Origin of the sequence: Cohnella fermenti (assembly GCF_004801405.1) — a bacterium.
Lineage (GTDB): Bacteria > Bacillota > Bacilli > Paenibacillales > Paenibacillaceae > Cohnella > Cohnella fermenti.
In genome coordinates, this window is sequence record NZ_SSOB01000016.1 from 46,444 (window position 1) to 60,799 (window position 14,356).

At 60.6% G+C, this 14,356-nt stretch carries 16 protein-coding genes and 1 tRNA gene; all 17 read left to right on the forward strand.

The window, feature by feature from the left end; translation table 11 throughout:
• The first annotated feature begins 12 nt into the window (after positions 1-12).
• A complete protein-coding gene (locus E6C55_RS14180) occupies positions 13-306 on the forward strand; it encodes a 2Fe-2S iron-sulfur cluster-binding protein (RefSeq protein WP_136370457.1) in 294 nt (97 codons plus the stop codon).
• Positions 307-346: 40 nt separating this feature from the next.
• The gene (locus E6C55_RS14185; protein ID WP_136370458.1) at positions 347-706 is read left to right on the forward strand and encodes a 2Fe-2S iron-sulfur cluster-binding protein; all 360 of its coding nucleotides are present in this window, start codon (positions 347-349) and stop codon (positions 704-706) included.
• A gap of 19 nt (positions 707-725) precedes the next feature.
• Positions 726-1,475 carry a hypothetical protein gene (locus E6C55_RS14190; RefSeq protein ID WP_136370459.1) on the forward strand — a complete coding sequence of 250 codons (750 nt, stop codon included), beginning with the start codon at positions 726-728 and terminating at the stop codon, positions 1,473-1,475.
• A 265-nt stretch (positions 1,476-1,740) separates the two neighbouring features.
• Positions 1,741-3,219, forward strand: a complete 1,479-nt coding sequence (gene spoIVA / locus E6C55_RS14195) for a stage IV sporulation protein A (RefSeq protein WP_136370460.1) — start codon at positions 1,741-1,743, stop codon at positions 3,217-3,219.
• A 689-nt stretch (positions 3,220-3,908) separates the two neighbouring features.
• Positions 3,909-4,979: a sugar ABC transporter substrate-binding protein gene (locus tag E6C55_RS14200; RefSeq protein WP_136370461.1), complete on the forward strand. Its 1,071-nt coding sequence runs from the start codon at positions 3,909-3,911 to the stop codon at positions 4,977-4,979.
• A gap of 111 nt (positions 4,980-5,090) precedes the next feature.
• On the forward strand, positions 5,091-6,596 hold the full coding sequence (locus E6C55_RS14205) for a sugar ABC transporter ATP-binding protein (protein WP_136370571.1): 1,506 nt from the start codon (positions 5,091-5,093) through the stop codon (positions 6,594-6,596).
• Between the two features lie 11 nt (positions 6,597-6,607).
• The gene (locus E6C55_RS14210; RefSeq protein ID WP_136370572.1) at positions 6,608-7,582 is read left to right on the forward strand and encodes an ABC transporter permease; all 975 of its coding nucleotides are present in this window, start codon (positions 6,608-6,610) and stop codon (positions 7,580-7,582) included.
• 124 nt (positions 7,583-7,706) lie between these two features.
• A complete protein-coding gene (locus E6C55_RS14215) occupies positions 7,707-7,979 on the forward strand; it encodes an HU family DNA-binding protein (RefSeq protein ID WP_136370462.1) in 273 nt (90 codons plus the stop codon).
• Between the two features lie 84 nt (positions 7,980-8,063).
• Positions 8,064-8,140: transfer RNA gene (locus E6C55_RS14220), tRNA-Pro, on the forward strand.
• A gap of 174 nt (positions 8,141-8,314) precedes the next feature.
• Positions 8,315-8,542: a trp RNA-binding attenuation protein MtrB gene (gene mtrB, locus E6C55_RS14225; RefSeq protein WP_211093581.1), complete on the forward strand. Its 228-nt coding sequence runs from the start codon at positions 8,315-8,317 to the stop codon at positions 8,540-8,542.
• Positions 8,543-8,712: 170 nt separating this feature from the next.
• A complete protein-coding gene (locus tag E6C55_RS14230; RefSeq protein WP_136370463.1) occupies positions 8,713-9,255 on the forward strand; it encodes a hypothetical protein in 543 nt (180 codons plus the stop codon).
• A 98-nt stretch (positions 9,256-9,353) separates the two neighbouring features.
• A complete protein-coding gene (locus tag E6C55_RS14235; protein WP_136370464.1) occupies positions 9,354-10,232 on the forward strand; it encodes a heptaprenyl diphosphate synthase component 1 in 879 nt (292 codons plus the stop codon).
• Between the two features lie 7 nt (positions 10,233-10,239).
• Entirely contained in the window at positions 10,240-10,959 is a 720-nt protein-coding gene (locus E6C55_RS14240; protein WP_136370465.1) for a demethylmenaquinone methyltransferase, read from the forward strand.
• Positions 10,956-11,831 carry a UbiA-like polyprenyltransferase gene (locus E6C55_RS14245; RefSeq protein WP_136370466.1) on the forward strand — a complete coding sequence of 292 codons (876 nt, stop codon included), beginning with the start codon at positions 10,956-10,958 and terminating at the stop codon, positions 11,829-11,831. Before E6C55_RS14240 ends, E6C55_RS14245 begins: the two co-directional genes overlap by 4 nt.
• Complete coding sequence (locus E6C55_RS14250) at positions 11,825-12,463, forward strand: UbiX family flavin prenyltransferase (protein WP_136370467.1); 639 nt, start codon at positions 11,825-11,827, stop codon at positions 12,461-12,463. Before E6C55_RS14245 ends, E6C55_RS14250 begins: the two co-directional genes overlap by 7 nt.
• The gene (locus E6C55_RS14255) at positions 12,450-13,307 is read left to right on the forward strand and encodes a menaquinone biosynthetic enzyme MqnA/MqnD family protein (RefSeq protein ID WP_136370468.1); all 858 of its coding nucleotides are present in this window, start codon (positions 12,450-12,452) and stop codon (positions 13,305-13,307) included. Before E6C55_RS14250 ends, E6C55_RS14255 begins: the two co-directional genes overlap by 14 nt.
• Before the next feature lie 38 nt (positions 13,308-13,345).
• Positions 13,346-14,320, forward strand: a complete 975-nt coding sequence (locus tag E6C55_RS14260; RefSeq protein ID WP_136370469.1) for a polyprenyl synthetase family protein — start codon at positions 13,346-13,348, stop codon at positions 14,318-14,320.
• The last annotated feature ends 36 nt before the right edge of the window (positions 14,321-14,356 follow it).

Consider the following 14,356-nt stretch of genomic DNA (forward strand, 5'->3'; position numbering starts at 1 on the left):
GGGGTTGCAGCAATGATTACGTTAACGGGAAGAACCCTCACCGCCACCGTCGAGCCGCGCACCGGGGTCAGCCTGCTGACTCTTGCCGCGCAAGCGAAGATCGATTGGCAGTTCAACTGTTCCAGAGGAACGTGCGCGAGATGCCGCTGCCTCGTATCGGAAGGGGCGGACTTGCTCGAAGAGGTGACCGATGCGGAATGGTACCGGCTCGGCGAGGACGAGCTGGAGCAGGGCTATCGGCTTGGCTGCCAGGCGGTCGTCGCGCGGGTCGGGACGATTGTCGCCCGGAACAAGACATACTTCTGAAGCGGCTCCGGTCCGGAGAGCGGATAAGGAGGGGAGCGGGATGGCTCATGGTCCCTTGTGCAAGGTGGCTTTCCTTCCGAATGGGCCGACGGCAGCGGTTCGCGCGGGGACGTCCCTGCTGGACGCGGCGCGCCGCGCGGGAGTGCCGGTGCGGACCCGGTGCGGCGGAGTTGCCGGCTGCCTGATGTGCAAGGTGCGCATCGAACCGGAGACGGCCGGCGGCTTGAACCGGCCTACCGCTCCGGAAGAGCGGAAGCTCGGCCCGCTGCTGGACGAGGGAATGCGATTAAGCTGTCAGGCAAGGGTGCGGGGCGATGTCGCCTTGACGGTGCCGGAGGACCCGCTTAAGGCGGCGATCCGGCGCAGGCTGCTGGAGCAGCAGGAAGAAGATTTGTGGTGAACGCGGAGGGAAGACCGACATGGGATGGAATCTAGCTAAGGGGTTGAAGGCGGGCAAGCGGGCGGCTTCGGCGGCGGCGGTGGCCGTCATGGCGCTTGCGCTCTCCGGCTGCCTCTATCCGGAGGAGCAGACGCCGGGGAACGACCCGTCGGCCCGGCAGGCCGTGCTGACCGTGACGGACGCGGTCGAGCAGTATCAGACGAGCACGGGGCTCCTGCCGATCGTAAGTGCGGACGAGACGGTTCCGAAGTACGAGAAGTTCAAGCTCGATCTGGCGAAGCTGAAGAGAATGAATTACTTGGGCAGCATCCCGAAGGTGGCGTTCGAGAACGGCGGCAAGGACCAGTTCCTGCTGATCGACGAAGAGACCGATCCCCAGGTGAAGCTGCTCGATATCGTCGTCTACCAGCAGGCGTCGGACGTTCAGAAGAAGGTCGATGCGTATCGGGACAACCACGGCGGGGGGCTTCCTTCCGGCGAGCTTCGGTACGCTGGCTTCTGGACGCTCGATGCGGACAAGCTTGGCACGAAGCTGGCTTCGGTAAACAGCATGTTCTCCGGCCAAAGTCTGGACTATATGATCGACGAGAACGGCGCCGTGTACCTCGACTACGCGCTCGATATCGCAACGGCCGTCGGCAAGACGGGGGGCGAGCCCGCGGCGGACGAGGATCTGAGAGAGTATCTTGTCGATGCGTCTTATTACGTGCCGGTGAAGGCGCCGGAATATCGCTGGTCGAACGGCGAGCCGATCGCTGTCGCCTCCTGAGCTCTGCCTGACGGGCCGCTCTTCCTTATGGGGAAGGGCGGCATTTTTTGTTTGCGCGGGGCGACATAGGACGGGAGCGAGGCTCATATGCTCATGGGGTATGGAGGGAAGCGGGAGAGCGAAGGACAATCTCCAACATATTTATGGGACAGCGTCATAATCCGTCCAATCGCTCATAGAATGATAGCAGTCCAAGTTCGTGTACGAGTTCCGTCGCGCTGACGGACCACGCAGGCTTCGCGATTACGAAGAGGAGGGAATCTCATTGGAAAAAGTGGACATTTTCAAGGATATCGCTGAACGCACGGGCGGCGATATCTACCTCGGGGTCGTCGGCGCCGTCCGGACGGGCAAATCGACCTTCATCAAGCGGTTCGTCGAGACTGTCGTGCTGCCGAACATCGCCCATGAATCCGATCGGGTCCGGGCGATCGACGAGCTGCCGCAGAGCGCGGCCGGCCGGACGATCATGACGACGGAACCGAAGTTCGTACCGAATAACGCGGTTCAGATCAAGGTGGCGGAAGGGCTCGAGGTCAACGTTCGGCTCGTCGATTGCGTCGGCTACGCCGTGGAAGGAGCCAAGGGCTACGAGGACGAGAACGGCCCGCGCATGATCTCGACGCCTTGGTTCGAAGATCCGATCCCGTTCCAGGAAGCGGCCGAGATCGGCACCCGCAAGGTTATTCAGGAGCATTCCACGCTCGGCGTCGTCGTGACGACCGACGGCTCGATCGCGGAAATTCCGCGCAGCGCTTACGTGGAAGCCGAGGAGCGGGTCATCCAGGAGCTGAAGGAAGTCGGCAAGCCGTTCGTCCTGATCGTCAACTCCACGCGTCCTCGCAGCGACGAAGCGCTGGCGCTTCGCAGCGAGCTCGCCGCCAAATACGATATTCCGGTCATCACGCTCAGCGTCGCCACGATGGGCGAGGAAGAAGTGATGAGCGTGCTGCGCGAGGTGCTCTACGAGTTCCCCGTGCACGAGGTCAACGTCAACCTGCCGAGCTGGGTCATGGTGCTGAACGAGCGCCACTGGCTGCGGTCGAGCTACGAGAACTCCGTTCGCGATACGGTGAAGGACATCCGGCGCTTGCGCGACGTCGACCGCATCGTCTCGAACTTCCTGGAGTACGAGTTCATCGCCAAGGCGGGCTTAAGCGGCATGAACATGGGCCAAGGCGTCGCCGAGATCGACCTGTACGCGCCGGATGAGCTGTACGACCGCATCCTGCAGGAGGTGGTCGGCACCGAGATTCGCGGCAAGGACCACCTGCTGCAACTGATGCAGGAGTTCGCTCACGCGAAGCGCGAGTACGACCGGTTCGCCGAGGCGCTCGAGATGGTCAAGACGACCGGCTACGGCGTGGCCGCTCCGTCCCTCGCGGAGATGGTGCTCGACGAGCCCGAGCTCATTCGCCAAGGCTCCCGGTTCGGCGTCCGCCTCAAGGCGACTGCGCCGTCGATCCACATGATCCGCGTCGACGTCGAATCCGAGTTCGCGCCGATCATCGGAACGGAGAAGCAGAGCGAGGAGCTCGTGCGCTACCTGATGCAGGACTTCGAGAAGGACCCGATCAAGATCTGGGAGTCCGACATCTTCGGCCGCTCGCTGCATTCGATTGTCCGCGAAGGCATTCAAGGCAAGATCGCGATGATGCCCGACAACGCCCGCTACAAGCTGCAAGAGACGCTCGGCCGCATCATCAACGAAGGCTCCGGCGGACTTATCGCGATTATTCTGTAACGATGGTTGAACGAACGGCCGGCTCCGGGCTTCTCCGGGGCCGGTTGTTTGTCGTTAAGGCGGAGCGGGGGCCGCCTATTAAAGTCGGAGAACCCGCCCGCCGAAGCCGAGGGGGCGCCGAATTTTATGCGAAAAATCACATTGGTGCGGCGCTATAACGGGCAGTTTGGGCGATTCTATGTGAAAAATAGCATAAATGGAGGGAATTCAGGATCGAATTTCCGTATATATGCTAAAAACCACATAAAACGCCGCAATCTCCTCCCAATCCAAGCCGACGAATGTGAAAATTCATATAAAATCGCAGGAGCATCGGAAGAGGCGAGCGGATCGCGCGGCGGCGGGAGAGTTCGGGGGAGCTCGGGAGAGTTCGGGAGAGTTCGGGGAACGAGGGGGAGCTCGGGGAACGTGGGAGAGTTCGAGGGGGATGGAGAGCTCGGGGCGAGCGAGAAAGAGCGACAGTTTGGAGTTGTTGGGCGGTTACGCCGTACGCGGATCGCATGGGAATATGGTTTTTTTGCGAGAATATCGACAAATCAATTGTTTATTCGACAAATATGTCCTACAATGTACTACGGCATAGCGATTGGGCTAAATTATATAAATCCAATTGACATAGTTGGATATTGGGTTTATATTTACTTTAGATTTATAAGGACAAGCCATTATTACTTAGGAGGCAGTTGGGAATGATCAAACAGAGAAAATGGGGCGTCTGGTTTACGCTCGCGATGGCATTGGTGCTGGCGCTCACCGCGTGCGGCAACAACAATAACGAGTCGGGCAGTGTGGATAATCCGCTGGCGGGCAAGAAGATCGCGCTCGTCATGCAGTTCAATACGGGAACATTCTCCGCGCAGTACATTGACGGAGTCAAGTCCCAAGTCAAGAAGTTCGGCGGCGAAGTGACGGTGTTCGCATCCGAGAACGACCTCAGCAAGATGGCATCGAACCTGGATGCGGCCGTCAACCAGAAGTTCGACGGCATTCTGATCGACCACGGCAATGCGGACGCATTGTCCGCCGGCGTGGCGAAGGCGAAGGAAGCCGGCATTCCGGTCGTCGCGTTCGACGCGGCTCTCGGCATCGACGGCGTAACGGACCTGTCTCAGAACGACCAGAAGATGGCCGAGCAGACGCTTGAGCAGCTCGCTGCCGATGCGGGCGGCAAGGGCAACATCGTCAAGGTGTGGGTGGCCGGCTTCGCGCCGATGGAGCGTCGTCAGGAATCGTATGCGGCCTTCCAAGCGAAGTATCCGGACATCAAGGAGATCACTTCCTTCGGCGACGCGAGCAACCCGCAATTGGATTCGCAGACGAAGATGGAAGCCATCCTGAAGCAGTATCCGGAGAAGGGCAGCATCACGGCCGTATGGGCGGCATGGGACGAGTTCGCCAAGGGCGCCGCCAACGCGATCAAGCAAGCGGGCCGCGACGAGATCAAGGTATACGGCATCGACATGAGCGACGAGGATCTGGCGATGATTCAAGATCCGACGAGCCCTTGGGTCGCATCGGCAGCGGTCGATCCGACGACGATCGGCACCGTTCATGTGCGTTACCTGTACCAAGCGCTGCACGGCGACACGCCGGAGCCGGCTGTACAGATCGATTCCGTCTACGTAAGCCGCGACGCTCTGCCGACGGACAAGCAAGTGACGACGGCCGAGCTGTCCCAGTACGTAGAAGGATGGGGCGAGAGCGACCAAGGCAACACCGATTATCTCAAGGAGCTTGAGGCAGCCGTCGCTGCGAAGTAAGTCATACGTTCGGAACGGCGGTTGGATTACGGCGCTGGCGAATAGCCGCGCCGTTTCCTGCTGTCTGCAAGCATTCTGCCGACAAGGGAAGGGATTCTGCGAATGGATAAGATGAGCTTGCTCGAGATGACCGGAATCGGCAAGTCGTTCTCCGGCGTCAGGGCGCTGCATGACGCCGGGTTCACCGTTCGGGCGGGAGAGATTCATGCTCTGCTCGGGGCGAACGGCGCGGGCAAAAGCACCCTGATGAAGATATTGTCCGGGGCTTATGAGGCGGACGAAGGGACGATACGGCTGGAAGGCCGCGACCTGATCCTGCGTTCTCCCGCGGACGCCAAGGCGGCGGGAATTCACTGCGTCTACCAGGAGGTCGACACCTCTCTGGTGGCGCAATTGTCGGTCGCGGAGAATATCTTCCTCGATCGGATGATGACGGCGCGGCAGCGCGCCTGGGTGAAGTGGCGAGATCTGTACAGCGAGGCGGAGAAGCTGCTCGCCGAGCTCGGGCTGGACGTTCCCGTGCGGAAGAAGGTCGCCGACCTGACGCTCGCCGAGAAGCAACTGGTGCTCATCGCACGCGTGATGGTCGAGGAAGCCAAAGTCGTGATTTTCGACGAACCGACCGCCCCCCTCAGCCTGGAAGAGACCGATCAACTGTTCCGTATTATGGACAAGCTGAAGAAGTCGGGCATCGGACTCGTGTTTATCTCGCACCGGCTTCACGAAGTGTTCCAGATCTGCGACCGGGCCACGGTCATGAGAGACGGGCGAATGATTGTGTCGGAACCGACGGCGGGGCTGGACACGTCCGACATTATCCATGCGATGCTGGGAAGAAGTCTCGACGACGAGTATCCGAAGCAGGACGTTCCGATCGGTGAGGTGCTGCTGTCCGTCAAGGGGCTGTCGCAGGGCAATCGCGTGCGCAGCGTCGACCTGGACGTGAGGCGAGGCGAGATCGTCGCCGTCGTCGGCCTTGTGGGCGCGGGCAAGACCGAGCTGTCCCGGCTGCTGTTCGGCGTCGACGAGGCGGACGGGGGAACCGTCGCGGTCGCAAGCCGCAACGCCGATCTGAGAGCGCCGGCTGACGCCGTGAATTCCGGCATCGTGCTCGTCCCTGAGGAGCGCCGCAAGGAAGGCATTCTCGTGAAGGAGTCGGTGCTGCACAACCTCAGTCTCCCGATTCTCGGGAAGCTGAGCCGGTGGGGCGTGCTGTCCGGGCGCCAGGAGAAGGACAACGCCGCCGGCGTCATCGAACGGCTCGGCATCAAGACGCCGTCGGCGAGCCAGTTGACCGGCTTCTTGAGCGGGGGCAACCAGCAGAAGGTCGCGATCGGCAAGTGGCTGAATACGGCCGCCGAAGTGTTCGTGCTCGACGAGCCGACCAAGGGCGTCGACATCGGAGCCAAGCGCGACATCTTCCTGATCATCGGGGAGCTGGCCGCTCAGGGGAAGGGCATTCTGTATCTGACTTGCGAATTCGCCGAGGCGCTCGGATTGGCCGACCGGATTCTTGTCATGTGCGACGGCCGGATCGTTAAGCAATTCCTTCGCGGCGAGGCCACGCAGGAGAATCTGTTATATTACGCGAGCGCAGGTCAGGAGGAGCTAGCTTGAACAACAAACTGATGCAATATATTTACAAATACGGAGCTCTGGTGTTCATCGGGATTGTGCTTCTGTTCTTCTCGCTGTACAACGAGTACTTCTTCACGTACGGCAACCTGACGGATATTCTGCGTTCCATCTCCATCGTGACCTTCATCGCGATCGGCGTGACGATCTCGCTCACGGTGGACGGCTTCGACTTGTCCGTAGGCGCGACCGTATCGCTGACGACCGTCGTGACGGCGACGATGATGGTCTGGTTCGAGATGCCGCTCGTCGTCACCCTCGTCGTTCCGCTTGTCATCGGCGCGCTCGTCGGCCTTCTTAATGCGCTGCTCATCATCAAGGTCAGAATTCCGGACATGATTGCGACGCTGGCGATGATGTACATCATCAACGGAATTCACAAGACGTACACGAAGGGCTATGCGATCTACAGCAATATGCAGATGACCGATGGAACGAAGGCGCCGGGCATTATGGAAAAAAATTTTCTGTGGATCGGACAGGGCAAGCTGCTCGGCGTTCCATTCCCGGTTATTCTGATGATTATCGCGGTCATTGTCATTCACTTGTTCTTCAAATACACCCGTTGGGGCCGTCAGATGATCATGACGGGCGGCAACGAGGAGGCGGCTCGCCTGTCGGGCCTTCGCGTCAAGCGGGTTCGCATGTACGCGTACATCGCGTCCGGCGTCATGGCGGCAATCGGCGGCATTCTGTTCGCCGCCCGCGTCGGCTCCGGCCAGATCGACGCCGGATCTCCGCTGCTGATGGAAGCCGTAGCGGCCGTGTTCGTCGGCTATTCGGTGCTTGGCGCGGGGCGCCCGAATGTGGTCGGCACCTTCGTCGGAGCCGTGCTGATCGGCGTGTTGACGAACGGATTGACGATGCTTCATGTGGAATATTACAAGAATGACATCGTCAAGGGAGCGGTGCTGATTCTTGCGCTTGCCGTCACCTTCATGAACAGCCACCGCAAGAAGGCGGCTTAAATCCGCCTCGCGAACGCCGCAGCGCCCAATCCCGCTTGAAACGGCGAGTCGTCTCTGTGTATAATTTCTGGAGAAACGGTTAAACAGTTAACAAGCCAGTTTCCGCCTTAGGGAGGTGAATGTCATGAACAAGACTGAACTGATTGCCAAAGTATCCGAATTGACGGATCTGTCCAAGAAAGATGTAACTCAAGCGGTGGATGCCGTCTTCGACGTTATTTCCGACGCGTTGCAGAACGGAGACAAGGTTCAGCTCGTCGGCTTCGGCAACTTCGAGGTCAGAGAGCGTTCCGCCCGCAAGGGCCGCAATCCTCAAACCGGCGTGGAGATCGAGATTCCGGCCGGCAAGATTCCGGCGTTCAAGCCGGGCAAGGCGCTGAAGGAAGGCATTAAATAAAGATTCGAATTTGCTTAGTATTGTGCGGAATCGAGGATTGCGAAGTTCTTCCAGCCTGTGCTATAATGGCACTCGAACCTGTTTCGGGGTATAGCGCAGCCTGGTAGCGCGCATCCTTGGGGTGGATGAGGCCGTGGGTTCGAATCCCGCTACTCCGACCATACATAAGCATAGCGGACTTGCTTCATGAGTTCGTTCCCAAGAGAAGGGGCTGCTCCAACTAGGTTTGACAACCTGTGGAGCAGCCCTTTCGATTGACGAACCCTTCCGATTGACATCGGGCGGGCCCTTCCTTCATAGTGGAAGGATAGAGCGCAACAGGAGGTGGACGGACCATGGAACTGTCGCAGGGCAGCGGAGAATATATCGTCATCAAGGCGAAGGATAACGGAGTGAACGTGATCGGTCTCACCCGCGGTCATGATACAAGATTCCATCATACGGAGAAGCTGGATCGCGGCGAGGTGATGATCGCCCAATTTACCGACCATACCTCGGCGATCAAGATCAGAGGCAAGGCGACCATCCTGACGAAGTACGGAACGGTCGAGACCGACGCGTAACCGGAACCGGCGGCGGACGGAAGACGAAGCTTGATCGGGACGACGCGGCCCGCTCGCCGAGCGGCAGGCAAGATTCCCTATTCCGAGGAAGGACAGGCGATGGCATAGCCTGCCTTTTTTCTTTGTACAATGAGAAGGTAGGGACAAAGAGCTCGGAAGGCGGGATGCCGATGTCATACGTTAAGGCGGGGCTGCTGCTTGCGGCGGTCAGCTTGGCGGCCGTTGTCGCGTTGGGCCAGTTGGCGAGATTAAGCGCTCCGGCGGAGGCGCGCGGCGCTCCGCACGCCGTGTTCGCGCCGATGTCGGTCCAGACTCTCTCCCAGGAGAGCATCGTGGACGCGTTCGCCGCGCTGCCGCTCGAGACGTCCATCCGCAGGCTGCTCTGGGAATCCGGCATTCTGACGGTCGATCTGACGGTGCAGGCGGGCAAGAACGACGCGTCCGCCGTCTGGCGCGATGCGGCAACGCTCGTCGACCTGTCATTCGTCAAGGTGCACAACGTCCGGCAACTGCTCGTGCGCGTATTCGGAGAGTCCAGCGGCATTCGCCAGCTCTTGTTCTCCGCCGATACGCGGGCGGCCGACTGGACCGCCCCCGAGCTTGCCGGCTTGCGGACGCCGGGCGGAGGCGCGGAGCCGGCGTGGGCGCCGAAGATCAGGCCCGATTGGACGAGAGCCGGAGAGGGCTGGAGAAGATCGGTTGCGAATTCGTGAAAAGAATACGACATTTATGCGGACGCCGGATGGATATGGTATAATTGTTGCCATGCAAACGGACCTGCTGCTCTCGTTTATTGCTCGGAGGCTGAATAATGACACGTAACCATTTGACGCAAATGGCCCAGAAGTACATGGACTACGATATGATCGCGCTGCATACGGACGTTCCGGAGCTGCCGGAAGGAAGAATCCGTCTGCTTCATGCGGTTCTCTCCCACCAGCCTTCGGCCGTGACCCATAAGGATCTGCTGGCCGTCGTCACCTCGCTTGTCCAGATGGGCCTTGATATTCACGATCAGGTAGACAATGAAGCCGGCGCCTCGGGCGGCGGGATCAGGGGCATGCGCTCCCGGCAGCTTAAGGTGCTCGCCGGCGATTACTTCAGCGGACGCTTCTACAATCTGCTCGCTCAGGCCGGCCAGATCGATATGATCCGGCGGATGGGGGATGCCATCTGCGAGTTGAACCGGGTGAAGGTGCTGTTCTACTCGAAGATGAAGCAGATGAAGCTGAATGCGGAAGATTATCTCCGGCACGGCTCCGAGATCAAGTCGGGCCTGTTCCTGTCCTTCACGCATCTGATGAGCGGGCTGTACGAACGGCTCTGGCCGGAGATGATCGAACGCTTCACGAGATGCGAGCTGCTCGTCCAGGAGCTGAACCGGGCAGAGGAGCACGGGGCGTCGCCGCATGGCTGGGGCGTATGGCACATCCTGCAGGAAGGCAGCGAAGAGGATCGGCGGACGATCGCGGACGACGGAGCGGACCCGAATGCGAAGGAACTGCTCATGAGCAAGTATTCGGTCGCGGATAAGCTTGTCGCCCAACTGCTCCAGACGGTCGGCCAGCTTCAGCAGTTGATCGCAAGACTGCCTTCGGACAAGCTGGCGAAGGAGCTTCAACTGCTCATCGAGCCGTTCCTGAGACGGATCGGGCCGATGCCCGCCGCAGGGATTAAGGAATTGGGGTGAGCCGAAGATGACGAGCAGTTCAGACAAGAGTCACGTTCATTCCGTCTTCGAGAGCATCGCGCCGAAGTACGATATGATGAACGATATTATCAGCTTCCGCAGGCATAAGGCGTGGCGGAGGTTCACCATGCGCAAGATGGACATGAAGCCGGGGGAGAGCGCGCTCGACCTGTGCTGCGGCACGTGCGACTGGACGATCGACATCGCGAAGGCGAGCGGGAGCGGCCGCACGGTCGGCCTCGACTTCAGCCATAACATGCTGGAGATCGGAAGAAGCAAGATCGCGAAGCTGGAGCTGGACGGACGCATCGAACTCGTGCAGGGCAACGCGATGGCGCTGCCGTTCGCGGACAACACGTTCGATTGCGTAACGATCGGCTTCGGCCTGCGCAACGTGCCGGATATCAAGCAGGTGCTCAGCGAGATGGAGCGGGTGACGAAGCCGGGCGGGCAAGTCGTCTGCCTCGAGTGCTCGAAGCCCGGCTGGCAGCCGTTCAAGTTCTTCTTTAATCTGTACTTCCAGAGAATCATGCCGCTGCTGGGCAAGTGGTTCGTGAAGAGCTACGAGCAGTACCGCTGGCTGCCGGAATCGCTGGCGAGCTTCCCCGACCTGCCTCGTCTCGCCGAGATGTTCCGGGAAGCGGGACTGCGGGACGTCCGCGCGTATCCTCTCACGGGAGGCGTGGCGGCGCTGCATATCGGAACGAAAGGGACTAAGGACTCATGATTCGCAAAATCAAGATTTTCCTGGAAATGATCAAGTTCGAGCACACGATCTTCGCGCTTCCGTTCGCTTACGTAGGAACGATTCTGGGCGCCGTAACCGAGAATCACGCGTTGCCGAGCTGGGCGGAGTGCGGATGGATTCTGCTCGCGATGGTCGGCGCGAGAAGCGCCGCCATGGGCCTGAACCGCGTCATCGACCGATACATCGACGCCCGCAATCCCCGCACGGAGAAGAGAGCGATTCCTGCCGGCCTGCTGAAGGCGGGAGAGGTCGTTCTCTTTATCGTTATCTCCTTCGCGATTCTGTTCTGGGCGGCCTCGCAGCTTAGCAGCCTGGCGGTCAAGCTGCTTCCCGTCGCGGTATTCTTCACGGTCATCTACTCTTATACCAAACGATTCACCTGGCTGTGCCACGTCGTGCTCGGCATTACCCTCGGGCTTGCTCCTCTCGGCGGCTGGGTCGCGGTGACGGGCACGATTACGCTTCCCGCGCTTGTGCTGTTCGCGACGGTCGCGCTGTGGACGGCCGGCTTCGATGTGATCTATTCCTGCCAGGACATCGAGATCGACCGCAAGGAAGGGCTGCATTCGATCCCGTCCCGCTTCGGCATCGCGGGCGCGCTGAAGATCGCCCGCGCCTTCCATCTGCTTACGATCGTCGGCTTCGTCGCCTTGCTGGCGCTGACCGACCTTAGCTGGTGGTACCTGATCGGGACGGTCATCTCGGCCGCCTTGCTCTTCTACGAGCATCGTCTTGTCACGCCGGAGGACCTCAGCAAGCTGCAGGCGGCGTTCTTCACGATGAACGGGGTTCTGAGCTCGGTCGTGTTCGTCTTCACCTTCGTCGATCTCGTGCTGGTGAGGTCATGGTAAGCTCGGGAAGCGTTGCCGCAGACCGGCCGCGGCGGTGGGTCGTCGGCTGGACCGGGGCGAGCGGAGCCGTCTACGGCGTCAAGCTGTGCAAGGAATTGCTCGCGGCCGGCATCGAGGTGCATCTGGTCGTCAGCGACGCCGGCTGGCGCGTGCTGAAGGAAGAGCTCGGCTGGGATGCGGCGAGAAGGAAGGAAGCGCTGGCCGAAGGGCTCGGGCTTGACGAGAGCTCGGCGCTGAAGTTTTACCCGTTCGGCGATATCGGAGCGGCCATCGCCAGCGGCTCGTTCCTGTGCGAAGGAATGGTTGTCGTCCCTTGTTCGATGGGGACGCTGTCGGCCATCGCCCACGGCTCGGCGGACAATCTGCTGACCCGCTCGGCGGACGTGGCGCTGAAGGAAGGACGGCCGCTGCTGCTCGTTCCCCGCGAGACGCCGCTGCATGCAATCCATCTGGAGAACATGCTGAAGCTGGCGCGGCTCGGCGTCCGAATCGTTCCGGCGATGCCCGCGTTCTATCACGGGCCGCAGACGCTCGAGGACGCCGTCGACTTCGTCGTCGGCAAGGTGCTGGACGGCATGAATGTTCCTCACCGATTATTCAGAAGATGGGGAGAGACGCATGACAACATCTGAGCATTCCCGTCTGATTCGAATCGGGAGAATCGATTACGCGAACGTATGGCCGGTGTTCCACGGCTTCGACGAGAAGAGGCTCGACTGCGAAGCCGAAGTCGTCTACGGAATGCCGGCCGAATTGAACCGCAAGCTGAGGGAAGGGGAGATCGACCTCGCGGCCATCTCCTCCTTCGCCTACGGGCTGAACGGTGAAGATTACCTGCTGCTGCCGAACCTGTCGGTCAGCGCGGACGGAGCCGTCAAGTCGCTGCTGCTCTTCCTGAAGTCTCCGCTTGAGAAGGTTCGCTTCGGCAAGATCATGATGTCGTCGACATCGGCGACGACAGTGAACCTGCTCAAGATCGTCATGGAGAAGTTCTATGGGGGCAAGCCCGTCTACGAAGCGGCCGAGCCGAACCTGGAGGCGATGCTCGAGACGGCGGACGCCGCGCTGCTCATCGGCGACCATGCGATTCGGGCCTCGTGGGAGAACCGGGGCTGCCAGGTGCTCGACCTGGGCGAGATCTGGCGAACGTGGACGGGCCTTGGCATGACGTTCGCCGTCTGGGCCGTGCGCCGCGAAGCCGCAAGACGGCAGCCGGAGGCGGTCGCGTCGATCTATCGCGAGCTTCTCGCCTGCAAGCGGCGCAATCTGGCGGACCGCGAGCCGATCGTTCGCGAGGCGGTCCGCCGGATCGGAGGCACGTCCGACTACTGGAACGGCTACTTCGACGGCTTAAGCCACGACTTCGGAAGCCGCGAGCAGGCCGGCTTGCAGTTGTACTTCCAATACGCAAGGGAACTGGGCTTGCTGGAAGGCCCGGTTCGCCTTGAGCAATGGCCCGAATCCGTTCACGCCTAGCGCGTCAGCGCGTTATCCTAGCATCCGAAGGTGACTCTATGAAACTAATCAAGCTATATGCATCCTTGAAGTCCGAGCTGCAAGCGATCGAAGATACGCTCGAGGCCAGCGTCTCTTCGGAGCTTAAACTGCTGGACGAATCGGCCAAGCATCTGCTCAAGGCGGGGGGCAAGCGGCTTCGGCCCGTGTTCGTGCTGCTGGCGGGCAAGTTCGGCGAATACGATCTGGACAGACTCAAGAAGGTGGCGGTTCCGCTGGAGCTGATCCATATGGCCTCGCTTGTCCACGACGACGTTATCGACGACGCGGACGTAAGGCGCGGCCAACCGACCGTGAAGGCGAAGTGGGACAACCGGATCGCCATGTTCACGGGGGACTACATACACGGCAAAGCGCTTGTCGTCGCCGGCCAGTTGGAGGATCCGCGCATCCACCGCATTCTGTCCGGGGCCATCGTGCAGATGTGCATCGGCGAAATGGAGCAGATCCGCGACTTCTTCAACACGGAGCAGAGCACGCGCAACTACCTGCTGCGCATTCGCCGCAAGACGGCGCTCCTCATCGCGATAAGCTGCCAGCTCGGCGCGATCGCCGCCGGGGCTCCGGACCGGGTAAGCGCGGCGCTGTACCGGTTCGGCTATCAGGTCGGCATGGCGTTCCAGATTACCGACGACCTGCTTGATCTGTGCGGCACGGAGAAGGCGATCGGCAAGCCGCCGGGAAGCGATCTGCGCCAGGGCAATATTACGCTGCCGGTGCTGTTCGCGCTACGCGAGGCGGGGCTGCGGGAGCCGCTGCTGAAGGAGATCGCCCTTATCCGCGGAGCGGATGGAGAGGGCGATTCCGCGGCGGCGGTGAAGCTTGTTCGCTCGAGCGAAGGCATCGCGGCGGCGGAGAAGCTGGCGGACCGCTACATCGCCAAGGCGCTTGCCGAGCTCGACAAGCTGCCGAATATCCCGGCGCGGAAGAATCTGGGCGAGATCGCCAAGTTTGTGGCGCAGAGAAGCTATTGATTATGGTAAGATAACATCATTACGGGAATAAAAGGA